The organism is Serratia sp. 2723 (genome assembly GCF_050434425.1).
GTDB lineage: Bacteria > Pseudomonadota > Gammaproteobacteria > Enterobacterales > Enterobacteriaceae > Chania.
Genome location: NZ_JBNDIN010000009.1, coordinates 99,374 through 123,796, shown reverse-complemented (window position 1 = coordinate 123,796; position 24,423 = coordinate 99,374). Strand labels below are relative to the sequence as shown.

The following is a 24,423-nucleotide window of genomic DNA, read 5'->3' as shown; positions in this document are numbered from 1 at the left end:
TAGCTGGAAGGAAACAGGGGCTTCTGACCCTCATCTTTGCCGTCCTTACAACAACAATTTGCAGAGAACAGAACCATGATGAACGCAAAAATTGACAACACTCAGCCGGAAAGAAGTACCTCGGATCTGATCAAGGCGGCCGTTTCCGGCTGGCTTGGTACCGCACTGGAATTTATGGATTTTCAGCTTTATTCGCTAGGTGCAGCATTAGTCTTCCATGAAATATTTTTCCCGGAACAGTCCGCCGCCATGGCGTTAATCTTGGCGATGGGAACCTACGGCGCGGGTTATATCGCCCGTATCGCGGGTGCTTTCTTCTTTGGACGCATGGGGGATACCATCGGCCGTAAAAGGGTGCTGTTTATTACCATTACCATGATGGGGATCTGCACCACCTTAATCGGCGTGCTGCCAACCTATGCGCAAATCGGTATTTTCGCCCCTTTGTTACTGGTGTTACTGCGTATTATTCAGGGGCTGGGAGCAGGCGCGGAAATATCCGGAGCAGGAACCATGCTGGCAGAATATGCGCCTAAGGGTAAACGCGGGATTATCTCCTCACTGGTAGCCATGGGCACCAATTGCGGCACGCTGTCGGCAACTGCTATCTGGGCCGTGATGTTCTTCTTCCTGTCGAAAGAAGAGCTGCTGGCCTGGGGCTGGCGCGTACCTTTCCTGGCCAGCGTGGTCGTCATGCTGTTCGCCATCTGGCTGCGTATGAACCTGAAAGAAAGCCCGGTGTTTGAAAAGGTTAACGACGACAGCGCCAGCGCAACACCGGCTAACGCCGTGGTTGACAGCACCCATTCGCTGTCGGCGATGTTCAGCAGCAAATCCTTCTGGCTGGCTACCGGGCTGCGTTTTGGCCAGGCAGGCAACTCCGGTCTGATCCAGACTTTCCTGGCCGGTTATCTGGTGCAAACCCTGCTGTTTGAGAAGGCTATCCCAACCGACGCGTTGATGATCAGTTCCGCCATCGGCTTTATTACCATCCCGTTCCTTGGCTGGCTCTCCGACAGGATCGGCCGCCGGGTGCCTTATATCCTGGTCAATATCTCCGCCATCATTCTGGCTTACCCAATGATTTCGATGATTGTGGATAAGAGCAATGAGGTGAACGTGATTATGGCCTCGATCATTATTATCCATAACGTCGCGGTGCTGGGCCTGTTTGCGCTGGAAAACATCACCATGGCGGAAATGTTTGGTTCACGTAACCGTTTTACCCGCATGGCGATCTCCAAAGAGGCCGGTGGTTTGGTGGCGGTCGGCTTCGGCCCGGTATTAGCCGGTATCTTCTGCAATATGACCGACTCCTGGTGGCCAATCGCCGTCATGATGATCCTGTACTCCGCCATCGGCTTGTTGGCAGCGATATTGATGCCAGAAGTCAGAGATCGCGACCTGAGCCTGGCTGAAGATGCCGCTGAAAACCCAGCCCTGCCGTTGGCCCAGCGCGTCAGCAGTCATTAATCCCCTTCAATCCTCTGCCGCAGAGAAAGTTCTGCGGCAATCAAACCATCACACAGTGAGTTTTAACATGGATACCAAGCTGTTAGCAGCCAACGCCATTGTCCCGCAGTACGATCGTAGCAAACTGGTTCCGCGCCTGGTTCATCTGGGCTTTGGTGCCTTTCATCGCGCCCACCAGGCGGTATACGCCGATATCCTGGCGCAGGAGCACGGCAGCGACTGGGGATATTGCGAAATCAACCTGATCGGTGGCGAACAGCAAATCGCCGATCTCAAACAGCAAGACATGCTCTACAGCGTGGCCGAGATGTCAGCCGATGCCTGGCAATGCCGGGTGGTGGGCGTAGTAAAACAGGCGCTGCATGCGCAAGTCGACGGGCTGGACGCGGTGTTCCAGGCCCTGGCCCAGCCCGAAGTGGCGATTGTGTCCATGACCATCACCGAAAAAGGCTACTGTCATTCCCCCGCCACCGGCCAGTTGCAGCTTGATCATCCGCTGATTGTGCGGGATCTGGCTAATCCGCATCACCCACAAAGCGCAGTTGGGGTCATCGTCGCAGCCTTGGCGCAGCGTAAAGCGGCCGGGCAACCTGCGTTCAGCGTGATGTCTTGCGACAATATGCCGGAAAACGGCCATGTAACGCGTAACGTAATCACCGCCTATGCTAAAGCGCTCGATCCGGCTTTGGCTATATGGATCGAAACCCACGTCAGCTTCCCTTCCACCATGGTCGACCGCATCGTGCCAGCCGTGACGCCAGACACCCTGGCCCAGGTCGCACAGCACACCGGCGTACAGGATCCGGCAGCCGTAGCCTGCGAACCGTTCCGCCAATGGGTGATTGAGGACAACTTTGTCGCAGGCCGCCCAGCCTGGGAACAAGCCGGTGCCGAACTGGTCAGCGATGTCTTGCCGTTCGAAGAGATGAAGCTGCGTATGCTGAACGGCAGCCACTCGTTCCTGGCCTATCTGGGTTATCTGGCAGGTTACCCACACATCAGCGACTGTATGCAGGATGGGCATTACGTCAATGCCGCCCGCCATCTGATGCTGGCTGAACAGGCTCCAACGCTCAACACGCCGGGCACCGATCTGGAGAAATACGCCGATTCCCTGCTGGCACGTTATCGCAACACGGCATTGAAACACCGCACCTGGCAGATCGCCATGGACGGTACGCAAAAGCTGCCGCAGCGCATGCTGGATCCGGTGCGCTGGCATCTGGCCAACGGCAGTGATTTTGATTGCCTGGCGCTGGGCATAGCGGGTTGGATGCGTTACGTCGGGGGTAAGGATGAACAGGGTCAACCGATCGACATCAGCGATCCATTGCGTGAGGAAATTGCCCAGCGCGTCGCCAACAGTGCTGAAGGTGAGCCTCGCGTGACGGCGTTACTGCAAATGACCTCGGTGTTCGGACGCGACCTGCCGGATAATCAACGCTTCGTCAATGCCGTGACCAGTGCTTATCTGGCGCTGTTGGCGCGGGGAGCTAAAGCGACGTTGGCAAGAGTACTGGCGCGTTAATAGAAAAGCATGGAATGTGGGTGGATTTATCCGCCCTCTTTCACGGGTTAATCTGCTAGTATGGTGGCATTCACTATTACCCTCATATATTGATTGTCGCCATGTCAGAATCGTACATCCTCACGAATAACGTCCCGGTCAATCAGCAGATCTATCGTTTCCTGCGCAAAGATATTGTCGATTGCACCATCCCACCGGGCACGTTGCTTTCCGAGAAAGAGATCTCCACCCGTTTCAGTGTTTCACGCCAGCCGGTGCGCGAAGCCTTTATCAAACTGGCCGAAGCGGGACTGGTGCAGATCTTGCCGCAGCGCGGCACCTTCGTGATGAAAATTTCCGCCAAACGGGTGGCCGACGGGCGCTTTATCCGTCAGGCGGTGGAGTGTGCCATCGTGCGACGCGTTGCCACCAGCATCACCCCCGAGCAACTGATGACGCTGGAGCATAACCTGCATCGTCAGGAGCTGGCGGCACAGAATAATCAGATCCGCGAGTTTTTGGCGCTGGACGACGAATTCCACCATCTGCTGACGCAAATGGCCAACTGTGCCCTGGCGTGGGAAACCATCGAGACCATCAAAGCGACGATGGACCGGGTGCGCTTCCTCAGCCTGAGCGAAGTGTCACCGCCGGAGAATCTGATCCACCAGCATTACCGCATTTTTGAGGCACTGAAAGCCCAGGATCCGGATGCCGCGGAGCGGGCCATTCACGAGCATTTGCAGGAGATGATCTACTCGATCACCCCAATTGCCCTGCAAAATACCGACTGGTTTGAAGCCGAGTAAAAGCTGTTCCCCTCTCCGACCAGGAAAGGGGACGCCATCAACAAGCGCTCACTCGCAAATTTTGCCTTCTAAATAGCATTTCTTCTCAATCGCATCTATTGTCTCTTCGCATCATCAGGTTTTGATTAGTATCTTTTGCATAGCTTCAATCACCGCTTTTGACTACGCCGGTGGCCAAATACCCAGAGTTACCGGTGTATAAAGAAGCTTTAACGGGAGTGAATCATGACGGATATTGCACAATTGTTAGGTAGGGAAGCGGAAAACCTTTTGCAACATCGCTGTACTACCATCCCTGCTGAAAATCTGTATCTGCCCGGTGGCGATTTCGTTGATCGAGTGATGATCGATAACAACCGCCCAAACAGCGTGCTGCGCTCAATGCAAACCTTGCTGAACCATGGCCGCCTGGCGGGCACCGGGTACCTGTCGATCCTGCCGGTCGATCAGGGCGTGGAGCACTCTGCCGGGGCCTCATTTGCCGCCAACCCACTCTATTTTGATCCGAAAAATATCGTTGAGCTGGCAATCGAAGCTGGCTGTAACTGCGTGGCTTCCACTTACGGCGTGCTGGCTTCGGTCTCCCGCCGCTACGCCCATAAGATCCCGTTCCTGGTCAAACTGAACCACAACGAAACCCTGAGCTATCCAACACAATACGACCAGACCCTGTATGCCAGCGTTGAGCAGGCATTCAATATGGGCGCGGTGGCGGTTGGTGCAACCATTTACTTCGGTTCCGAGCAATCACGCCGCCAGATTGAAGAGATCTCGATCGCCTTTGAGCGCGCTCACGAACTGGGCATGGTGACCGTATTGTGGGCCTATCTACGTAACCCTGCGTTCAACAAGGATGGCGTCGATTATCATTCCAGCGCCGATCTGACCGGCCAAGCCAACCACATTGCGGCCACCATCGGTGCCGATATCGTTAAACAGAAAATGGCCGAGAACAACGGCGGCTACCGTGCGGTCAAATTCGGTTATACCGACGATCGCGTCTATGACAAGCTGACCACCGATCACCCAATCGATCTGGTGCGCTACCAGTTGGCAAACTGCTACATGGGCCGTGCTGGTTTAATCAACTCTGGCGGCGCGGCAGGGGAAAACGATCTGCAAGAGTCAGTGCGTACCGCCGTGATCAACAAGCGGGCTGGCGGGATGGGCCTGATCCTGGGGCGTAAAGCGTTCAAGAAATCGATGAAGGATGGCATCGCCCTGATCAATGCCGTGCAAGACACCTACCTCGACAGCAGCGTCACCATCGCTTAATCGCTATATTTCATAATGTTAGTCATCAAGGCTCAGCACTGCTGGGCCTTTTTTCATTCCCTCATACCCACTGCCTTTGCATTTATATTTTCTTTTCTTTCAAATCAATCTTTCACAATAAAATATTTATCTTTCAAAATGTGATCTATTTAAAACAATAATAGCTATAAAGTGATTACTGTAGGGTCATGGCGACAGAGCCGCAGTTCGCTCCAGGCCATAGCATCCATCACAGGAGAATAAAATGATTGAGCTAATAACCCACGGAGCCGAATGGTTTATCGGCCTGTTCCAAAAAGGCGGGGAAGTGTTTGTCGGTATGGTGACCGGCATTTTACCGTTGTTGATCAGCCTGTTAGTTATCATGAACGCGTTGATCAAGTTTGTTGGCCAGGAACGTATCGAACGTTTGGCACAGCGCTGTGCCGGTAACCCGGTTTCACGCTACCTGCTACTCCCCTTGATCGGCACCTTTGTGTTTTGTAATCCGATGACGTTGAGTCTCGGACGTTTTATGCCAGAGAAATATAAACCCAGTTATTACGCCGCAGCCTCCTACAGTTGCCACTCCATGAACGGCCTGTTCCCCCATATCAACCCTGGCGAACTGTTCGTTTACCTCGGAGTTGCCAGCGGTTTGACCACGCTTGGCCTGCCGTTGGCTCCTCTGGCAGTGAGTTATTTCCTGGTTGGGCTGTTCACCAACTTCTTCCGCGGTTGGATCACCGATCTCACCACCAGCGTGTTTGAACGCAAGATGGGCATCCAACTGGATCGCCAGGTTCAACTTTAATTTGTGGAGTGCAGCATGAGTGCTTACATCCGTATCGAGAAAGGGGCCAGCGGCTGGGGTGGCCCACTGCAGTTGCCCATTACGCCTGGCAAGAAGATCGTCTATATCACCGCCGGTACTCGCCCGGCGATCGTCGACAAACTCAGCGATTTGACCGGCTGGCCTGCGGTAGACGGTTTCAAGGAAGGTGAACCACCGGCGGAAGAAATCGGTCTGGCGATTATCGACTGTGGCGGTACTTTGCGTTGCGGTATCTACCCTAAACGGCGCATTCCGACCATCAATATCCACGCGACCGGCCAGTCTGGCCCGCTGGCGCAGTTTATTCTGGAGGATATTTACGTTTCCGGCGTGCGGGAAAACAATATCAGCCTGGTCGAGATTGCCGAGGGTTCTGAGGCTCCCGCCCCCCAGGCGCAGCCGAAAGCCCGCGACTACGACACCAGCAAGAAAATCACCGAACAAAGCGACGGCTTGCTGGCCAAGGTTGGTATGGGCATGGGCTCGGTGGTGGCGGTGTTCTTCCAGGCTGGCCGTGACACCATCGACACCGTGTTGAAAACCATTCTACCGTTTATGGCCTTCGTCTCGGCGCTGATCGGTATCATCATGGCCTCCGGTCTCGGTGACTTTATCGCCCACGGCCTGACGCCGCTGGCCAACAGCCCAATCGGCTTGGTGACATTGGCGCTGATCTGTTCCTTCCCCCTGCTTTCGCCGTTCCTCGGCCCTGGCGCCGTCATCGCTCAGGTCATCGGCGTGTTGGTGGGCGTACAGATTGGTCTTGGCCATATCCCCCCTCAGTTGGCACTCCCGGCGCTGTTCGCCATTAACGCCCAGGCCGCCTGTGACTTTATCCCGGTGGGTCTGTCCCTGGCAGAGGCCAAGCAGGATACGGTGCGTGTCGGCGTCCCTTCGGTACTGGTTGGGCGCTTCCTCACTGGCGCACCTACGGTACTGATCACCTGGGCCGCATCGGCCTTTATCTATCAATAAATTGCCCGGAGGAAAACCATGAGCACCATTTTCCAGACCACCATCACCCAGATTGGCGGCTGCGCCCGTGACGCACTGCTGGACAACATGCTGATCACCTTCCGAGAAGGCGCACCGGCAGATATTGAAGAGTATTGCTTCATCCACCAGCACGGCGAGACCGCCGGTGAATTACAAACCGGGGACGTAATGGAGCTTGGCGATCGGCGCTACCCCATCACCGCCGTCGGAGAAGTTGCCACCCAGAACCTGCGCGAACTGGGCCATATCACCGTGCGTTTTGATGGCGAAACTCAGGCCGAATTCCCTGGCACGATCCACGTAACAGGCAGCACGCCCGCTGATATCCCGTTAGGCAGCACACTGAAATTTATCGCATAAGGAGTAGATCATGTCTGAAGTAGCTGTAGTGATTGGCGGTGGCCAAACGTTGGGTGCTTTCCTGTGCCATGGCCTGGCTGAAGCGGGTTATCGCGTTGCGGTCGCCGATTTGAATGCCGACAACGCCAATCTGGTGGCACAGCACATCAATCAGGAGTTCGGGGCCGATCGCGCCATCGGTTTCCAGGCCGATGCCACCGATGAGGCCAGCGTTATCGCGCTGGCTGGTGCGGTCGACCGGGCTTTCGGTCAGACAAACCTGTTGGTGTACAGCGCCGGGATTGCCAAAGCCGCGCCGATCACCGATTTCCCATTGGGGGATTTTGACCGCTCCTTGCAGGTGAACCTGGTGGGTTATTTCCTGTGTGCCCGCGAGTTCTCTCGCCTGATGATCCGCGACGGTATCGCCGGGCGCATCATTCAAATCAACTCTAAATCCGGCAAGGTCGGCAGCAAGCATAATTCCGGCTACAGCGCTGCCAAGTTCGGTGGCGTTGGATTGACGCAGTCGCTGGCGCTCGATCTGGCAGATTACGGTATCACCGTGCACTCCCTGATGCTCGGTAACCTGTTAAAGTCGCCGATGTTCCAGTCGCTATTGCCGCAATATGCGCAGAAGCTGGGCATCAAGCCTGAAGAGGTCGAGAAGTATTACACCGATAAGGTGCCGCTGAAACGCGGTTGTGACTACCAGGACGTGCTGAACACGCTGCTGTTTTATGCCAGCGAGAAAGCCTCTTACTGCACCGGCCAGTCGATCAACATTACCGGTGGCCAGGTGATGTTCTGATTTACGGGTTGGGAATAAAGGCTAACTAGAATATGTACCTAACAGCCCCTCACCCCCACCCTCTCCCAATGCATAGACCGTGCTCCTCATGGACACCTGTTTTAGGGAGAGGGAGCCAGTTCGGTGTCGCGGTAAGGTGCTGGAGATCATCTGTGGCATAGGCTCAATGGCTAGGTACGAAAGTTAATTCGTAGCACGTACAGTCCCCTCTCCCTGTGGGAGAGGGTTAGGGTGAGGGGACGATCATCGAACTCTCTCCCTTTATTTTCATACAGGAGAACAACCGTATGACCAGCGCATTAATCACTTTCGCCGTTATCGCCTGGCTGATGCAAATCGCCCTGGGTTGGTGGCAGATCCAGCGCTTTAACCGCGCGTTCGATCGCTTATGCCAGTTGGGCACCGTCGGCGTTGGCCGCTCTGGGGGGCGGTTCAAACCCCGCGTGGTATTGGCACTGGCGTTTGACGCCCAACAGCGGGTATGTGGCAGCATGCTGATGCGCGGCCTGACCATCTTCGCCCAACCGAAACAACTCCAGCAGTTACATGGCATGCACCAGCAACAACTCAGCCCAGATGTGATCTTCCCTGAGGATCGGGCATGCCAAACTGCACTATCGTTAGCGATCGCACCGAAATCATGATATTTTCACATTAAAAGACATTACCTTTCATAGTGAACTATCTCACCGAGAGGAATGGTCAACTCTTGTGAACAGGGAATCGCTATGAAACCAAAGCAGCGGCAAGCCGCTATCCTCGAATACTTGCAGCGGCATGGCAAAACGGCAGTGGATGCCTTGGCTGGGCATTTCTCCACGACCGGCACCACCATTCGTAAAGATCTCACCTTGCTGGAAGAAGAAGGCGAGGTGATCCGCACCTATGGCGGTGTGGTGCTCAGCCGCGACGATGGCGATCAGCCCATCGATCGTAAAACCCATATCAACAGCGAAAAGAAACGCCAGATCGCCTATGCCGCCATCAAACTGATCGACGATGGCGATTCGCTGATCTTTGACGCGGGCAGCACGGTATTGCAGATGGTGCCGCATCTGGCACAGTTCAATAACATCACCGTAATGACCAACAGCCTGACTATCGTTAACGCGTTGGTGGAACTGGATAACGATCAAACCATCCTGATGCCCGGCGGCACCTACCGTAAAAAATCCGCCTCCTTTCACGGCAGCCTGGCAGAGTCGGCATTTCAGCAGTTCAGCTTCGATAAGCTGTTTATTGGTGCCGACGGTGTCGACCTCAATGCGGGTGTCACCACCTTTAACGAGGTGCATAATGTCAGCAAGGCGATGTGTGAAGCCGCCAGCCACATTGTGCTGCTGGTAGATTCCTCGAAGTTTGGCCGCAAAAGCCCCAACGTGGTGTGCGAGCTGAGCGTCGTGGATACCCTGATCACCGATAACGGCATCAACCCGGATTACCTGGCTGCGCTACAGGCCAAAGGTATCAATATCATTCTGGTAGGAGACCCCCATGATGAGTAACGCCAATGCCCTGCTCAATTTTGCCCGTGAAACGTTGGAGATTGAGCTGACCGAAGCGCAACGCCTGCTGACACGCCTGGATGACAACTTTGTCCGCGCCTGCGAACTACTGCTCAACTGCCGTGGCAAAGCGGTGATTTCCGGTATTGGCAAATCCGGCCATATCGGCAAGAAGATTGCCGCTTCGCTGGCCAGTACCGGCACCCCGTCGTTTTTCGTCCATCCGGCGGAAGCCTTACATGGCGATTTGGGGATGATCGGTGCCGAGGATGTGGTGATCTTTATCTCCTATTCAGGCCGCGCCAAAGAACTGGATCTGATCCTGCCACTGCTGGCAGAAAGCAAGATCCCGGTGATTGCCATGACCGGTGGCAAAGAGTCGCCATTGGCGCTGGGAGCGGCATGTACGCTGGACATCAGCGTTGAACGTGAAGCCTGCCCGATGGGCCTGGCTCCGACCTCCAGCGGAGTGACTACGCTGATGATGGGGGATGCATTGGCAATGGCCCTGATGCGCCAGCGCGGTTTTAATGCCGAGGATTTTGCTCGCTCCCATCCGGGTGGCAGCCTAGGTGCTCGCCTGTTGAATCGGGTACATCACTTGATGCGTACCGGCGATCGCCTGCCGATGGTGCAAGAAAGCGCTAACGTGATGGAAGCGATGCTGGAGTTGAGCCGTACCGGGTTAGGTTTGGTAGCCGTCTGCGATGCACAGCAAAAGGTGGTGGGTGTCTTTACCGACGGCGACCTGCGCCGCTGGTTGGTGAAAGGCAATAGCCTCAATGATGGCCTCAGCCCGGCGATCACACGCCCCGGCTACCGGTTGCCAGAACAGTGGCGTGCCGGGGAAGCTCTGGAAGCGTTGCACGAACAGCACATCAGCGCCGCTCCGGTGGTGGATATCGATGGCGTGCTGGTAGGAGCAATCAACCTGCACGACCTGCATCAGGCCGGGATCGGCTGATAGTAGCAAACCTCTCACGTAGGGGCGTAGCATGCTACGCCCACTTAACGGCCTTGGCGCGTAGCTTTGCCCCTCAGCAGCGTTATTTCCAGTCTGGATTAGCCTCAAACTGTTTTTTCAGCAACGCTTTCATTTGATCGTCCGGTTTACCCAACCATTGATATTTGGCGTATTTCTTCGGATGATCGATTGCCTGCGGCTTATTGGGCACTTCAACCCGCACGCCCCAAGCCTGGGACTTGTCTGCTTTAAAAGCCACAATCATAAAGTTATTGGCACAGTCATGCGGCTTGCAGATGTTACCAAGCTGGTAACGTTGGCCCTTCCAGGTGACGGTTTCTGCAGGCGTAGAAGTGCCGACCCCTTTGCGCGCCCAACCAGGTAACTGTGCCTGGCCCTTCACCATATTTTTCCAACTGGTTTGGTAGCCCGGCTGCTGGATCAGATCTGAGGCAGTGATAATCTGTTCAGCAAAACTGCCGGTGCTAAATCCAAGCAGGGTCGCCACCAGGGCTCCCTGCAACCTCTTTTTTCCTATCATGGTCTTCTCCCTCGGTAAATCAAAAACGTAGCTCCAAGTAGCTCAGACCACAATTAAACGGGAAAGTTGGTTCAGCGTTTTTCGTCAGACTACCTGCCAATACCCTTTTTTGGTTGCCCCAACCCTGATTAACCGCTTTCCTTCCTAGAAACGGTGGTAAATTTTCTCCCGACATTTCTTCCGACATTTCTTCCGACATTGTGGCAACGTTTCTCAGCTTGTCACCCAATACCTTTGGTTAATGTCGCCACCAGTTTCGCCAGCATAAACTCAATCTCAGGATCACCACCATGCGTGGAAATGGTGTACCGGCCCAATCCCCTGCCCCACCTCCAGGCTATCGGCCTGCTGTAAAGCCAGTTGCAGGTAGTTTTTTGCCGCTGCCACGGTATCGGCCCAGCTCTGGTGGCGCGGGCGCAAGGCTGCCAGTGCCGCAGATAAGGTGCAACCGGTGCCGTGCGTATGCCTGGTCGCTATGCGTGGTGCGCTAAAGCGCTGCTCAAAGCCGGGAGTAAATAACCAATCCGGGCTTTCATCTTCACTGAGGTGGCCGCCCTTCATCAACACCGCCTGGCAGCCCATCGCTAACAATGCCTGGCCCTGCTCACGCATTTGAGATTCGTTTTGTGCCGGAGCACAGGCCAACAAAGCCGCAGCCTCTGGCAGGTTGGGCGTGATAATGGAAACCAATGGCATTAGCTCACGGCGGATGGATTCCACCGCTTCCGGAGCCAGCAGCGGGTCACCGCTTTTCGCCAGCATCACCGTATCCAGCACCACATAAGGCAGCGTGTAATGGTGCAGACGTTCGGCCACCGCCTGCACGATATCGGCATTGGCCAACATACCAATCTTAGCGCTGTCGATACGCACGTCGCTGAGTACCGAATCCAACTGAGCGGCCACAAATGCCGGTTCGATATGATATACCGACTGCACGCCACGGGTATTCTGCGCCACCAGCGCGGTGATCACGCTGGTGCCATAGGCCCCCAACGCGGAGAAGGCTTTCAGATCGGCCTGAATACCGGCCCCGCCGCTAGGATCGGTACCAGCAATGGTTAAAGCGTTAATCCGTTTCATAGCAGATCCTCCATACGCAGCTGGTAGAGAGCATCCAGGAAGGCGGCAGTAAAGCTGCCAGGGCCAGAGCAACTCGCAGTTGCCCTTTCACCACATAGCGCCATCACGCGACAAGCGGTGGCGACGTTATCCAGCCGATCGCCCGGTAAACTGCAAAATGCTGTCACGATAGCCGAAAGCGCGCAACCAGTCCCCACCACGCGCGTCATCAATACATCGCCACCTGTGACGGCCCAGTCTCGTTCACCATCGGTGATATAATCTGTCTCACCGGTGACGGCCACAACCGCCCCGCAATTACGTGCCAATACGCGCGCTGCGGGTAGCGCCACCAGCGAGTCATCCTGGCTATCCACACCACGAGCGCTGGTTTGCAGGCCGCTCAATGCAATGATTTCCGACGCGTTGCCACGGATCGCCGCAGGCCGCAGAGTGAGCAGGTGTTGAGCAAAGGTAGCGCGATATGCCAATCCCCCAACGGCAACCGGATCCAGTAGCCAGGGTTTTTCCGCCCGATTGGCCGAATCGATGGCGGCTAACATCGACTCGGCCCGTGATGCGTGCAGGGTACCGATATTGATCAACAGCGCATCGGCCACACAGCTGAACTGCGCAGCCTCTTCCGGTTCCACCACCATTGCCGGGGAAGCGCCAAGCGCCAGCAGCACGTTGGCCGTCAGCTCTTGCACCACTTCGTTGGTCAGGCAATGGATCAATGGAGGTTGGCATTTAAATTGGTTAAAGCAGGCCGCAGCACGAGTGCCGGGTAACACATCAGGTCGAGTGAACATAATGCTCCCAACCGGCGTTCAAGAAGGCGGGTACCGGCTGAGATACCGTGACTTCCCTACGCTGGTATAATCCAGATCAGGTAATACGGGTAATTTCTCAGCCCCTAAAGGCACCCCGAGTCGACGTTTGCCATTATTGGGGTTGCCGCCAGTGAGGTCAATCACACGATAGCGTCAAAAAATAAAAAGGAGACGTCATGCACCCCAGGTAATGTATAGTTCGCGTTTAACGGGGAAACCATGCTTACTCACACATCTATTCGCCTTAACAAATACATTAGCGACAGCGGCATGTGTTCTCGTCGCAATGCCGACCTACACATCCAACAGGGCAACGTTTTTATCAACGGCAGGCTAGCCTCCGTGGGTGCTCAGGTATTGGGCGGGGATGTGGTGGAAGTTAACGGCCAGCCAATCGAACCGCGTGATGCGGGCGATCTGGTGCTTATCGCACTGAATAAGCCTGTTGGCATCATCACCAGCATGGGAAAGCACGTGCGAAATAACATCGGTGATTTCATTAATCACAGCAGGCGCATCTTTCCCATCGGACGCCTGGATAAAGACTCCCAAGGGCTGATTTTCCTGACCAATGACGGCGAACTGGTCAATAAGATCCTCCGAGCAGGCAATAATCATCAAAAAGAGTACCTGGTAACCGTCAATAAACCGGTGACCGATGAGTTTATTCAGGGCATGAGCGCGGGCGTCCCCATACTGGGTACGGTGACTCAAGAATGCCCAGTGGAGAAAGAAGCCCCGCAGGTGTTTCGCATCACGCTGGTACAAGGACTCAACCGCCAAATCCGCCGCATGTGCAAATATTTTGGTTATGAAGTCACCAAACTTGAGCGCGAACGTATTATGAACATCGCTCTAAAAGGGTTGCCGCTGGGCGAATGGCGGGATTTGACCGATGATGAACGGATCGAGCTATTTAAGCTGGTTGAACACTCCTCGTCAGAGGACATTTCCTCCCCGCTTAGATTACCATTACCACCGACATAAACATCCCCGGAAAAGTGGGGACGTACTGAGCGCGACCGCCCTCACAGAGGGGGCTACAATGCTGTTGAAAGTTCGCATCTTCTCCTTCCGTTCGAAATTGCCATCGACCTCTCAAAACAGTCCGTAATTACCAGTTGATCTTGTTTTCATTCGGCTCTATCTTCTCGCATCCGGGTACATGAAGCGGCTCGCTGGATGCGGTCTATCCCTCCTCTTCCCCTTTCCGTCTACCAAACGGATTAATGACTCTTATCTTGTCAGAGTTACCTCACAGCATTTGAAAAACTTCGGTAAACATGAACTCAACGGTTAAAGATACCCTGGCAGCCCGTAGCGTCGCCCTAAACCCGTGGACAGGCTTTTACTTCCTGCAATCGCTGCTGATCAACTTCGCTCTCGGCTATCCGTTCAGTCTGCTTTATGCCGTGGCGTTCAGCTGTGTGTTACTGCTGCTGTGGCGCCTCAGCCCGCGCCTGCAAAAGAGTGTGATCGGGCTGTGTAGCCTCGTCGCCGCCATGTATTTCCCGTTTGCTCAGGCCTATGGCTCACCCAATTTTAATACCCTGCTGGCGTTACACTCGACCACGGTGGAAGAGTCCAGCGAGATATTGACCATCTTCCCGTGGTACAGCTATCTGGCGTCCGTGTTTATTCTGGCGCTGGGCATTATCGCGCTGCGCCGTAAGCCAGCACCAAAAGGCGCCTGGAATACCCTTCACTGCTTATGTCTCACCATCAGCGTGGTCTGCTTTTTTGTCACGCCAGTACAGAATCTGGCGTATGGTGGCGTGTTTAAATGGACAGATTCTGGTTATCCCGCCTTTCGCTTCGTCAGAGATGTGATCGTCAATAACCAGGAGGTAATTGATGAGCAAGCCCGTATGCAGGCGCTTTCACAACTGAAAGATTCCTGGAACGTGCTGGCGGTAAAACCGAAATATCACACCTACATGGTAGTGATCGGTGAAAGCGTGCGGCGAGATGCCTTAGGCGCGTTTGGTGGACACTGGGACAATACTCCCTTTACCAGCCACGTAAACGGCACGTTGTTGCTTAACTATATTGCGGCCAGCGGATCAACACAGAAATCGCTTGGTATCACCTTAACCCGTGTCATTAACGGCAAGCCGCAGTATCAGGATAACTTCGTCACGCTGGCCAACCGGGCCGGCTTTCAGACCTGGTGGTTCTCAAACCAGGGTCAAATTGGTGAATATGACACTGCTATCGCCAGCATTGCCAAACGCGCCGATGAAGTCCAGTTCCTGAAAAACGGTGATTTTGAAGCGGATAAAAACACCAGCGATGAAACGCTGCTCAAGATGACCGCCCAGGTTTTCGCCGCCCCGCGCACTACGGCCCCGCAGCTGATCGTATTGCACCTGATGGGATCACATCCGCAAGCCTGCGACCGGACCCAGGGGAAATACGTGGACTTTGTGCAATCCAAAGAAACCTCCTGCTATCTCTACAGCATGACGCAAACTGACAACCTGCTGAAACAGCTCTATCAGCAGTTACGCGACACCGGGGAAAGTTTCTCCATGGTTTACTTCTCCGATCACGGTCTGGCGTTTAAAGAGCGCGGCACCAAGGTGCAATATCTGGCGCACGATGACCAGTTTCAGCAAAACTTTCAGGTGCCCTTTATGGTGCTTTCCAGCGATGACACCGCTCATCGTCTGATTAAAGCAACGCGTTCAGCCAATGATTTTCTGACCTTTTTTGCCTCGTGGACCGGGATAAAAACCAAAGAGCTGACACCCAAATACCCGTTTCTTTCCGAGCAGAAAGCCGGCCCCGTCTATATCACCAACTTTAAGCTCAAGAAAGTGGACTACACGCATTTGCCGACGGATATCTTTGAAACCCAAACGCGTTGAAGTATAACAAGGTAGCCTTTGCATCTCGGGCCACTTTGTTTGTAATATGAGGCAGTTAAATTGAAAAAGAGCCTGTTCAACGATGAAGAAACTCACTTTTCTGCCTCTCATTTTCCTGACATGGGTACTGGCGGGCTGCACCAGTGACTACATTATTACCACCAAATCTGGCGATATCCTGCAGGCCCACGGCGAACCGGACACCGATCGCAATAGCGGCATGACCAGCTATACCGGCATGAACGGCGATTATCATCTGATCAATACCAATGATATTTCAGGAATAGTGAAAAAATAGCGGGTGTCTGAGTTATTCCAAACCGTAGCGGCTTTCTTGTTTATTAGAAATAGCCAACAAAATATCATTTTCGCTAACCAGGCGAGAAAAGCCTGGTCGCGATAACGTTGAAGCAATATCTGCCCTTATTTAGCCGCCAACTGACACAGTTTTAAAGCCACGTTATAGGACGCCTCAAACGATTTAAGGGGCAAAAACTCAAACCGTGAATGGAAGTTATGCGCGCCGGTAAAGAAGTTTGGCGTTAATAGCCCCTTTGCTGACAGCGCGGCACCATCTGTACCGCCACGCATCGGAATGACTTTCGGCTCAATGTTCAACTCGGCCAGTGCGGCAAAAATCAAATCAATGGCCCGGCGGTCATCAGTGATGGCATTGCTGATATTGCTGTAGGTATCGCTGATGTGATACTCCACGTGGGCGGTGGGGTACTGCGCAGCAACCTTTTGTGCCACTTCACCAATCTGCTGTTTGCGGCGCTCAAAGTTCGCCAAATCGAAATCACGGATATTGGCTTTCAGCAGCGCTTCGCTTTGCGATGCCTGCATGCCGTTAAACCAGATATAACCTTCGCGCCCTTCGGTATGCTCAGGAGTCTGCTGACGATCGAAGTGGCCGATGTAATCCATCGCCATCAACAGTGGGTTCACCAGCACGCCTTTCGAGGACATCGGGTGGCTGGTCACGCCGGTAAAACGCAGTTCGGCGCTGGCGGCATTGAAGTTTTCATACACCACTTCGCCCAGTTCGCAGCAGTCGATGGTCCAGGCAAAATCAACGTCGAAACGCGCCAGATCCAGCGCTTTGGCACCGCACAGGCCAATCTCTTCGTCCGGTACAAATGCCACCACGATATCGCCGTGTTGGTGCTCGGCGGTAAGGTTTTCCAGTACGGTCATCACCACGGTAACAGCCGCTTTGTTATCCGCCCCTAACACACTGGTGCCGTCGCTGAAAATAATCTCTTCCCCCGGATAGGCTTTGATTTCCGGGTGTTCAGCGGTGCGTAGCCAGATATCTTGCCGCGCGTTCAGGCACAAATCCTCACCGGTAAAGCGCAAGATTTGCGGATGGATATCCGGCGATAAACCGACGTCAACGGTATCGATATGGGTGATAAACCCGATACGTGGCGCGCCGGGTACGTTGCCTTTTTTTACTGCGGTGACGGTCGCATGTTCGTCAATAACCACATTATCCAGGCCGAGTTGGCGCAGTTCCTCAGCCAGCATCTCCGCCATGGCAAACTGGCCAGGAGTGCTGGGCAAAGTACTTACCGCCGGGTTGCTCTGGCTGGTGACGGCCAGGTAGCGGAAGAAACGTTGGGTTAACTGCGTGGCGAGCGGTGAAGACATTATGTTGTATATGAACGCATCCCGTTTGCAAGGCTTCCATGGCTAGGATCACCAGAGCAATCTTTCAGAATTCACCCTTTCGTTAGAGTTTATCTTTGCCAACGACCGCCTTTACCGAGGCTAGCGTTGACCTCATGGTTATCGTTCGATGTTATTTGCTGACAATGTAAATTTAATGTTATTTATTAAGCGCTTTAGTACAAGCTTTATTTTTCAGTGGTAGGTACACCAACAGGAAGATAGTGATGATAATTAAAATTACAAAGCTTGCGCTGGCCATAGCAGCGCTCTCGATAAGCTCTGGGGTAGCAGCAAAAACGTTAGTCTATTGTTCAGAAGGTTCACCAGAAAACTTTAACCCGCAACTCTACACTTCCGGGACCAGCGTAGATGCCAGCGCGGTGCCGATCTATAACCGGCTGGTGGATTTCAAGGTCGGGACCACTGAACTGCAACCTAGCCTGGCAGAAAGCTGGGACGTGAGCGAAGACGGCAAGGTGTATACCTTCCATCTGCGCCAAGGGGTGAAGTTCCAGAGCAACAAATATTTCAAGCCGACGCGCGATTTTAACGCCGACGATGTCATCTTCTCGTTTATGCGCCAGAAAGATGCCAACCATCCCTATCACAACGTCTCCAACGGCAACTACTCCAACTTCGAAAGTCTGGAATTTGGCAAGTTAATCACCGCCATAGACAAGGTGGATGACCATACGGTGCGTTTCACGTTGGCCCATCCGGAAGCGCCGTTTGTCGCCGATTTAGGCTGGTATTTCGCCTCGATCCTCTCTGCGGAATATGCCAATGCCATGCTGAAAGCGGGCACGCCCGAGCGTGTGGATATGGAGCCGATAGGCACCGGGCCGTTTGAACTGAAGCAGTATCACAAAGACTCCCGCATCCTGTTTAGCGCCTTCCCTGATTACTGGCAGGGTAAAGCGAAAATCGACCGTTTGGTGTTCTCCATCACGCCGGACGCATCGATCCGTTACGCCAAGTTGGAAAAAAATGAATGCCAGGTGATGCCGTTCCCTAACCCGGCAGACCTGCCGCGCATGAGGGAAAACAAAGACATCAACCTGATGCAAAAAGCCGGCTTGAACACCGGCTTCCTGGCGTTTAACACCCAAAAAGCGCCGCTGGATAACGTGAAAGTCCGTCAGGCGCTGGCGCTGGCCATCAATAAACCGGCGATCATCGAGGCGGTATTCCACGGCACCGGCACTGCGGCAAAAAATATCCTGCCACCGGGCGTGTGGAGTGCCGATGCGGATTTGAAGGACTACGATTACGATCCGCAGAAGGCCAAAGCACTGCTGAAAGAAACCGGCTTCGCCAACGGCATGACCATCGATCTGTGGGCAATGCCGGTTCAGCGCCCATACAACCCGAACGCCAAGCGCATGGCCGAGATGATCCAGGCCGACTGGGCGAAAGTGGGCGTAACGGCCAAAGTAGTTACCTTTGAGTGGGGCGAGTACCTGACGCGAGTGAAAAACGGCGAGCATCAGGCCGCACTGATGGGCTGGACCACCGCAACCGGTGACCCGGATAACTTCTTTGGCCCGCTGTATAGCTGTACGTCAGCCAACGGCGGTTCTAACTCGTCGAAGTGGTGCTATCAGCCGTTTGATAAACTGATCCTGGAGGCTCGTGCCGAAAGTAATCACCAAAAGCGCGTGGAGCTTTACAAGGAGGCCCAGCAGATGATGCACGATCAGATGCCGGCGGTGATGATTGCCCACTCGACGATTTTTGAGCCGGTACGTAAAGAGGTGAGCGGATACGAAATCGATCCGTTCGGCAAACACATTTTCTATCAGGTCGATGTGAAATAAGCACTGACGTTTGACCGATTGTGCAAGGCTTCAATCCGCGAGGAATGAAGCCTTTTTTATTGGCGAAAAGCTCATTCAGGGTATGTTACATATTAAGCCCCAAAAACTCGAATAGTATGATGTTTGAAAAATAAAACCGCTATCGTCTGTGATCCAGCTCCTATATTTAATTAATCAGGCCAGACTTTTCCGGCCATGGTTCCACAGGGAGAAAAGTATCAACCACTTATTCGGCCACCAATGGTTTCTGGCAACGATATTGATAGCTAGCCCCCATACTTTCGCAGCATTTCCCTCTGACCCGATTATTCAGGCGCAGGAGCAATTGGCACAGATTGCTGCATATCAGTGCAGGATCGACTCCCGTTCGGCACAAGGCGATCGTACCCTGGTGCGTTACAGCTACCGTAAGCCGGGCCATGTGCGGATGGATTTCAGCGAACCGCATCGCGGTGCCGTGCTGATCTATGATCCCGATAGCGGTAAGGTGCGGGTATGGCCATTCGGTATCGGCACACTGCCCGTGTTGAGCCTGTCACCCAGCAACTCGTTGGTACAGGGGCCTAACGGCCATCGCGTAGACCAATCGGACGTCGGCACCTTGCTGCGTAATATTCGCCACCTCCAGCAAGGGGGAAAAACGACCGTAATCGGCAAGGAAGTCCTGACAGGGCAAGCCGTTTTGCATCTCTCCATCCTTGGAGCGGCTGGGGTTAGCATTGATGACGTTCACCGTTATGAGGTCTGGTTAGAGGACAGCCACGGCTTCCCAACCAAGGTAATGAGCTACGATACCGACGATCGAGAAATGGAAACCGTGGTAATGGATGCGCTGGTGTTCAACCTGCATTTTCCCGCTGACTTCTTTACTCCTTAAGGTAGAACCCAAGCTATGGCCGAATATCAGTTTGCCACCACCTGGCGCATCAAAGCCCCGTTACCGACGGTGTGGGAGGTGCTTTATCATCCCGATATCTGGCCAAACTGGTGGAAAAACCTGTTGCAGGTGATTGAGATAGGCAAAGGCGATGCACTCGGCATCGGTGCGTTGCACCGTTATACCTGGCAAGGCGTGCTGCCTTACCGCATCACCTTCGACATGCATGTGGTAAATATCGTGCCGCTAAAGCTGCTGGAGGGACGAGCCAGCGGCGAAGTAGAAAGGGCCGGCCAATGGCTGTTAAGTTCTGATGGGGCTTATACCCTTGCGCGTTATACCTGGCAGGTGCGTACCACGACGCGCTGGATGAACTATTTGGCACCACTGGCAGCACCGTTATTTCGCTGGAACCACGATGCGGTGATGCGGTGATGCGGGCCGGGGCAAAAGGGTTGGCCCAACGATTGGGCACCAGCGTTGAAATGAGTTGATTGTCAGCTATAGTGCTAGCAAATCATCAGGAGCTGCCATGCAAATAAGACCTTGCCAAGAGGCCGATCGCCCTTTCCTGCGCAGCCTGTATCTGGCCGCCCGCCAAGCCGCTTTCACCTGGCAAGATAGGCAAAATTACCGGCTGGAAGATTTTGACCGTTCCACCTTGGGCGAAGAGATCTGGGTGGCCGAGCAGGATGGCAAGCTGCTCGGTTTTGTTTCGATTTATCGCGCCGAGGATTTTATTCACCACCTGTATGTCGATCCGCAGCTGCCACCGCAGGGCGTTGGCAGTGCGCTACTGCACGCAACAGAGCAGACGTTCAGCTCCACTGGCTCGCTCAAGTGCCTGGTGAAAAACGACAGGGCACTGGCGTTCTATCACAAGCACGGCTGGCAGATTATCTCCACCGGCGGTGACGTCGGCGAAGAGTATTACCTGATGCATTCGCCAAAAAGATAAAAAAGCCATTTAAAATAAATGGCTTAATAATAAAACTAACATGCTATTAGTCGTGGGTTAACTAACGGCTAATCATTCCCACTCGATGGTCGCCGGTGGCTTGCCGCTAATATCATAAACCACGCGGGAAATACCGTTGACTTCGTTGATGATACGGTTGGATACGCGCCCCAGGAAATCGTACGGCAGGTGTGCCCAATGCGCGGTCATAAAGTCGATGGTTTCTACTGCACGCAGTGAGACAACCCAATCGTATTTACGGCCATCGCCCATCACACCAACGGAACGCACCGGCAGGAACACGGTGAACGCCTGGCTGACCTTGTTGTACAGATCGGCTTTGTGCAGCTCTTCGATGAAGATCGCATCGGCACGGCGCAGCAGATCGCAATACTCTTTCTTCACTTCGCCCAATACGCGCACGCCCAGACCTGGCCCTGGGAACGGGTGACGGTACAGCATGTCGTACGGCAGGCCCAGCTCCAGACCAATCTTGCGCACTTCGTCTTTGAACAGCTCTTTCAGCGGTTCCACCAGCCCCAGCTTCATCTCTTTCGGCAGGCCACCGACGTTGTGGTGCGATTTGATCACGTGCGCTTTGCCGGTAGCGGAAGCGGCAGATTCAATCACATCCGGGTAGATGGTGCCCTGAGCCAACCATTTCACAGCGCTCTGCTTGCAGGCTTCTTCGTCGAACACTTCGACAAACACGCGGCCAATGATTTTACGTTTGGCTTCTGGCTCATCAACACCCGCCAGCGCGCTCAGGAAACGATTCTCCGCTGCTACGTGCACGATGTTCAGACCGAAGTGGTCACCGAACATTTCCAACACTTGGTCGGCTTCGTTGAGGCGCAGCAGGCCGTTATCTACGAATACGCAGGTAAGACGCTTGCCAATGGCACGGTGCAGCAGCATGGCGGTAACGGATGAGTCCACGCCGCCAGACAGGCCGAGGATCACGTGATCTTCACCGACCTGCTCACGAATACGCGCAACGGCATCTTCGATGATGGTGGCAGGCGTCCACAGCGCTTCACAACCACAGATATCCAGCACGAAACGCTCCAGGATACGCTGGCCCTGGCGGGTATGGGTGACTTCCGGGTGGAACTGTACGCCGTAGAAGCGTTTTTCCTCGTTGGCCATAATGGCAAACGGGCAGGTATCGGTGCTGGCAACGGTGACGAAATCTGACGGGATAGCGGTAACTTTATCGCCGTGGCTCATCCATACGTCTAATACCGGTTTGCCTGCCGGGCTGATCGCATCTTCGATATCGCGGATCAGGGCGCTTGATTGTGTGATTTCCACCTGCGCGTAACCAAACTCACGCTCGGTTGAACCCTGTACATGGCCGCCCAGTTGCATCGCCATGGTCTGCATGCCGTAGCACACACCCAATACCGGTACGCCGGCGGTGAAGACATATTCTGGCGCACGCGGGCTGCTCAGTTCGGTGGTACTTTCCGGGCCACCGGAGAGAATGATGCCGCTTGGATTGAATTCGCGGATCTGCTCTTCGCTGACGTCCCAGGCCCACAGCTCACAGTAAACACCAATCTCACGCACGCGGCGGGCAATCAGTTGGGTGTATTGTGAACCGAAATCCAGGATCAGGATGCGATGCTTATGAATATTTTTTGTCATGTGAGGCAAATTCCAGCAACAGAGAAAAAGAGCAAAAAGGGTATTTGGGATGAGAGGTTGTCCCCTCATCCCTGCCCCTCTCCCGCAGGAGAGAGGTTAAAGCGTTAGCCCATGCGGTAGTTTGGTGATTCTTTGGTGATGGTCACGTCATGCACATGGCTTTCTTGAATACCGGCACCGCTGATGCGCACAAACTCGGCTTTGGTACGCAGTTCGTCGATGGTCGCACAGCCGGTCAGGCCCATGCAGGAACGCAGGCCGCCCATCTGCTGATGTACAATCGCCTTCAGCATGCCTTTGTAGGCCACACGGCCTTCGATACCTTCCGGCACCAGTTTATCAGCGGCGTTATCGGTCTGGAAGTAACGGTCCGAGGAACCTTTGGACATCGCGCCCAGAGAACCCATCCCACGGTAAGATTTGAACGAACGGCCCTGATACAGCTCGATTTCGCCCGGAGATTCTTCCGTCCCCGCCAGCATTGAACCAACCATCACGCAAGACGCACCGGCAGCAATCGCTTTGGCGATATCGCCAGAGAAACGGATACCACCGTCAGCGATAACTGGGATACCTGTTCCTTCCAGCGCTTCGACCGCATCGGCGATAGCGGTGATCTGCGGAACACCCACGCCGGTTACGATACGAGTCGTACAGATAGAGCCAGGACCGATACCGACTTTCACCGCGCTTACGCCGGCTTCCATCAGGGCTTTGGCACCCGCCCCGGTCGCGACGTTGCCGCCAAGGATTTGCAGGTCTGGGTATTTGGCACGGGTTTCACGGATGCGCTGTAACACGCCTTCGGAATGGCCGTGTGAAGAGTCGATGAGCAGTACGTCAACACCAGCAGCGACCAGCGCATCAACACGCTCTTCGTTACCGGCACCAGCACCCACCGCAGCGCCTACGCGCAGACGGCCATGCTCATCTTTACAGGCGTTAGGTTTACGCTCTGCTTTCTGGAAGTCTTTGACGGTGATCATGCCCAGCAGGTGGAAGCTGTCGTCCACCACCAGCGCTTTTTCAACGCGTTTTTCGTGCATTTTTTGCAGCACAACTTCACGCGCTTCGCCTTCCTTGACGGTGACCAGGCGCTCTTTTGGCGTCATCACTGCGGTGACAGGCTGAGTCAGATCGGTGACGAAGCGCACGTCACGGCCGGTAATGATCCCCACCAGTTCGTTTTCTTCGGTCACCACCGGGTAACCGGCAAAGCCGTTACGCGCGGTTAACTCTTTCACTTCTGCCAGCGTGGTGGAAGGTGTAACGGCCTGTGGGTCCGTGACCACGCCGCTTTCATGTTTTTTCACCCGGCGAACTTCTTCCGCCTGGCGCTCAATGGACATGTTTTTGTGAATGAAGCCCAGACCGCCTTCCTGCGCCAGCGCAATGGCCAGGTTGGATTCGGTTACGGTATCCATGGCTGCGGACAGCATAGGGATATTCAGGCGGATGGATTTGGTCAGTTGGGTGCCAAGATCTGCGGTATTAGGCAGAACTGTGGAGTGGGCTGGAACCAGGAGAACGTCATCAAACGTTAGAGCTTCTTTTACAATACGTAGCATGGGCAATATCTCACCAAGGTGGATGCGGAAAAGATAAAATATTGCCGTGGCATTATACAGAGCGTAATCGGTTGCCTCCA

23 protein-coding genes, 1 pseudogene and 1 riboswitch are annotated in these 24,423 nt (G+C 54.3%); of the genes and pseudogenes, 18 read left to right on the top strand and 6 right to left on the bottom strand.

Annotated elements, in window-relative coordinates; all coding sequences use genetic code 11:
* Positions 1-78: 78 nt before the first annotated feature.
* The 11 genes from ABIE29_RS15170 (at position 79) to gutQ (ending at position 10,493) form a co-directional block, all read left to right on the top strand.
* Positions 79-1,473, top strand: coding sequence for an MFS transporter (locus ABIE29_RS15170; RefSeq protein ID WP_429619635.1), 1,395 nt, complete (start codon positions 79-81; stop codon positions 1,471-1,473).
* Positions 1,474-1,540: 67 nt separating this feature from the next.
* Entirely contained in the window at positions 1,541-3,001 is a 1,461-nt protein-coding gene (locus ABIE29_RS15165; protein WP_429619574.1) for a mannitol dehydrogenase family protein, read from the top strand.
* Positions 3,002-3,102: 101 nt separating this feature from the next.
* A complete protein-coding gene (locus tag ABIE29_RS15160) occupies positions 3,103-3,789 on the top strand; it encodes a GntR family transcriptional regulator (protein WP_248946202.1) in 687 nt (228 codons plus the stop codon).
* Between the two features lie 225 nt (positions 3,790-4,014).
* Positions 4,015-5,064: a class I fructose-bisphosphate aldolase gene (gene fbaB, locus ABIE29_RS15155; protein ID WP_429619573.1), complete on the top strand. Its 1,050-nt coding sequence runs from the start codon at positions 4,015-4,017 to the stop codon at positions 5,062-5,064.
* Positions 5,065-5,308: 244 nt separating this feature from the next.
* Complete coding sequence (gene srlA / locus ABIE29_RS15150; protein ID WP_429619572.1) at positions 5,309-5,857, top strand: PTS glucitol/sorbitol transporter subunit IIC; 549 nt, start codon at positions 5,309-5,311, stop codon at positions 5,855-5,857.
* 15 nt (positions 5,858-5,872) lie between these two features.
* Positions 5,873-6,853 (top strand): PTS glucitol/sorbitol transporter subunit IIB, encoded by a 981-nt coding sequence (gene srlE / locus ABIE29_RS15145; protein WP_429619571.1) that lies wholly within the window; start codon positions 5,873-5,875, stop codon positions 6,851-6,853.
* A gap of 18 nt (positions 6,854-6,871) precedes the next feature.
* Positions 6,872-7,234, top strand: coding sequence for a PTS glucitol/sorbitol transporter subunit IIA (gene srlB / locus ABIE29_RS15140; RefSeq protein ID WP_429619570.1), 363 nt, complete (start codon positions 6,872-6,874; stop codon positions 7,232-7,234).
* Between the two features lie 10 nt (positions 7,235-7,244).
* Entirely contained in the window at positions 7,245-8,024 is a 780-nt protein-coding gene (gene srlD / locus ABIE29_RS15135) for a sorbitol-6-phosphate dehydrogenase (protein WP_429619569.1), read from the top strand.
* Positions 8,025-8,311: 287 nt separating this feature from the next.
* Entirely contained in the window at positions 8,312-8,668 is a 357-nt protein-coding gene (gene gutM, locus ABIE29_RS15130; protein WP_429619567.1) for a transcriptional regulator GutM, read from the top strand.
* 84 nt (positions 8,669-8,752) lie between these two features.
* Positions 8,753-9,529: a glucitol operon DNA-binding transcriptional repressor SrlR gene (srlR, locus tag ABIE29_RS15125; RefSeq protein ID WP_429619565.1), complete on the top strand. Its 777-nt coding sequence runs from the start codon at positions 8,753-8,755 to the stop codon at positions 9,527-9,529.
* Positions 9,522-10,493 carry an arabinose-5-phosphate isomerase GutQ gene (gene gutQ, locus ABIE29_RS15120; protein WP_429619634.1) on the top strand — a complete coding sequence of 324 codons (972 nt, stop codon included), beginning with the start codon at positions 9,522-9,524 and terminating at the stop codon, positions 10,491-10,493. The genes srlR and gutQ overlap by 8 nt, the downstream gene beginning before the upstream one ends.
* An 82-nt stretch (positions 10,494-10,575) precedes the next feature.
* Here the strand turns inward: gutQ and ABIE29_RS15115 are convergent, their stop codons facing one another.
* The 3 genes from ABIE29_RS15115 to thiM all read right to left on the bottom strand — a co-directional run bounded on the left by ABIE29_RS15115 (position 10,576) and on the right by thiM (position 12,908).
* Positions 10,576-11,034 (bottom strand): inhibitor of vertebrate lysozyme family protein, encoded by a 459-nt coding sequence (locus ABIE29_RS15115; protein WP_429619563.1) that lies wholly within the window; start codon positions 11,032-11,034, stop codon positions 10,576-10,578.
* A 282-nt stretch (positions 11,035-11,316) separates the two neighbouring features.
* Positions 11,317-12,117, bottom strand: coding sequence for a bifunctional hydroxymethylpyrimidine kinase/phosphomethylpyrimidine kinase (gene thiD / locus ABIE29_RS15110; RefSeq protein WP_429619562.1), 801 nt, complete (start codon positions 12,115-12,117; stop codon positions 11,317-11,319).
* Entirely contained in the window at positions 12,114-12,908 is a 795-nt protein-coding gene (gene thiM / locus ABIE29_RS15105; RefSeq protein WP_429619561.1) for a hydroxyethylthiazole kinase, read from the bottom strand. The genes thiD and thiM overlap by 4 nt, the downstream gene beginning before the upstream one ends.
* Positions 12,909-12,944: 36 nt before the next feature.
* A riboswitch (TPP riboswitch) is annotated at positions 12,945-13,036 on the bottom strand.
* Positions 13,037-13,148: 112 nt separating this feature from the next.
* Between thiM and rluF the strand changes: the two genes are divergently transcribed.
* The 3 genes from rluF to ABIE29_RS15090 all read left to right on the top strand — a co-directional run bounded on the left by rluF (position 13,149) and on the right by ABIE29_RS15090 (position 16,097).
* On the top strand, positions 13,149-13,916 hold the full coding sequence (gene rluF, locus ABIE29_RS15100) for a 23S rRNA pseudouridine(2604) synthase RluF (RefSeq protein ID WP_429619560.1): 768 nt from the start codon (positions 13,149-13,151) through the stop codon (positions 13,914-13,916).
* A gap of 296 nt (positions 13,917-14,212) precedes the next feature.
* Positions 14,213-15,799: a phosphoethanolamine transferase gene (locus ABIE29_RS15095; protein WP_429619559.1), complete on the top strand. Its 1,587-nt coding sequence runs from the start codon at positions 14,213-14,215 to the stop codon at positions 15,797-15,799.
* 82 nt (positions 15,800-15,881) lie between these two features.
* Entirely contained in the window at positions 15,882-16,097 is a 216-nt protein-coding gene (locus ABIE29_RS15090; RefSeq protein ID WP_429619558.1) for a YgdI/YgdR family lipoprotein, read from the top strand.
* Between the two features lie 125 nt (positions 16,098-16,222).
* On the opposite strand, the gene pepT is transcribed toward ABIE29_RS15090, so the two are convergent.
* On the bottom strand, positions 16,223-17,452 hold the full coding sequence (pepT, locus tag ABIE29_RS15085; protein WP_429619557.1) for a peptidase T: 1,230 nt from the start codon (positions 17,450-17,452) through the stop codon (positions 16,223-16,225).
* Between the two features lie 245 nt (positions 17,453-17,697).
* Here pepT and ABIE29_RS15080 point away from each other — a divergent pair, with 245 nt between their 5' ends.
* The 4 genes and pseudogenes from ABIE29_RS15080 to ABIE29_RS15065 all read left to right on the top strand — a co-directional run bounded on the left by ABIE29_RS15080 (position 17,698) and on the right by ABIE29_RS15065 (position 21,125).
* Entirely contained in the window at positions 17,698-19,290 is a 1,593-nt protein-coding gene (locus tag ABIE29_RS15080) for an ABC transporter substrate-binding protein (RefSeq protein ID WP_429619555.1), read from the top strand.
* A gap of 325 nt (positions 19,291-19,615) precedes the next feature.
* The gene (locus tag ABIE29_RS15075; RefSeq protein ID WP_429619554.1) at positions 19,616-20,167 is read left to right on the top strand and encodes a DUF1571 domain-containing protein; all 552 of its coding nucleotides are present in this window, start codon (positions 19,616-19,618) and stop codon (positions 20,165-20,167) included.
* A gap of 15 nt (positions 20,168-20,182) precedes the next feature.
* A pseudogene (locus ABIE29_RS15070) lies at positions 20,183-20,661 on the top strand (SRPBCC family protein).
* Between the two features lie 38 nt (positions 20,662-20,699).
* Positions 20,700-21,125, top strand: a complete 426-nt coding sequence (locus ABIE29_RS15065; RefSeq protein WP_429619553.1) for an N-acetyltransferase family protein — start codon at positions 20,700-20,702, stop codon at positions 21,123-21,125.
* A gap of 72 nt (positions 21,126-21,197) precedes the next feature.
* Here the strand turns inward: ABIE29_RS15065 and guaA are convergent, their stop codons facing one another.
* Both guaA and guaB read right to left on the bottom strand, forming a co-directional pair.
* On the bottom strand, positions 21,198-22,775 hold the full coding sequence (guaA, locus tag ABIE29_RS15060) for a glutamine-hydrolyzing GMP synthase (protein ID WP_065686599.1): 1,578 nt from the start codon (positions 22,773-22,775) through the stop codon (positions 21,198-21,200).
* A 104-nt stretch (positions 22,776-22,879) separates the two neighbouring features.
* Positions 22,880-24,343, bottom strand: coding sequence for an IMP dehydrogenase (gene guaB / locus ABIE29_RS15055; RefSeq protein WP_037411907.1), 1,464 nt, complete (start codon positions 24,341-24,343; stop codon positions 22,880-22,882).
* Between the last annotated feature and the right edge of the window lie 80 nt (positions 24,344-24,423).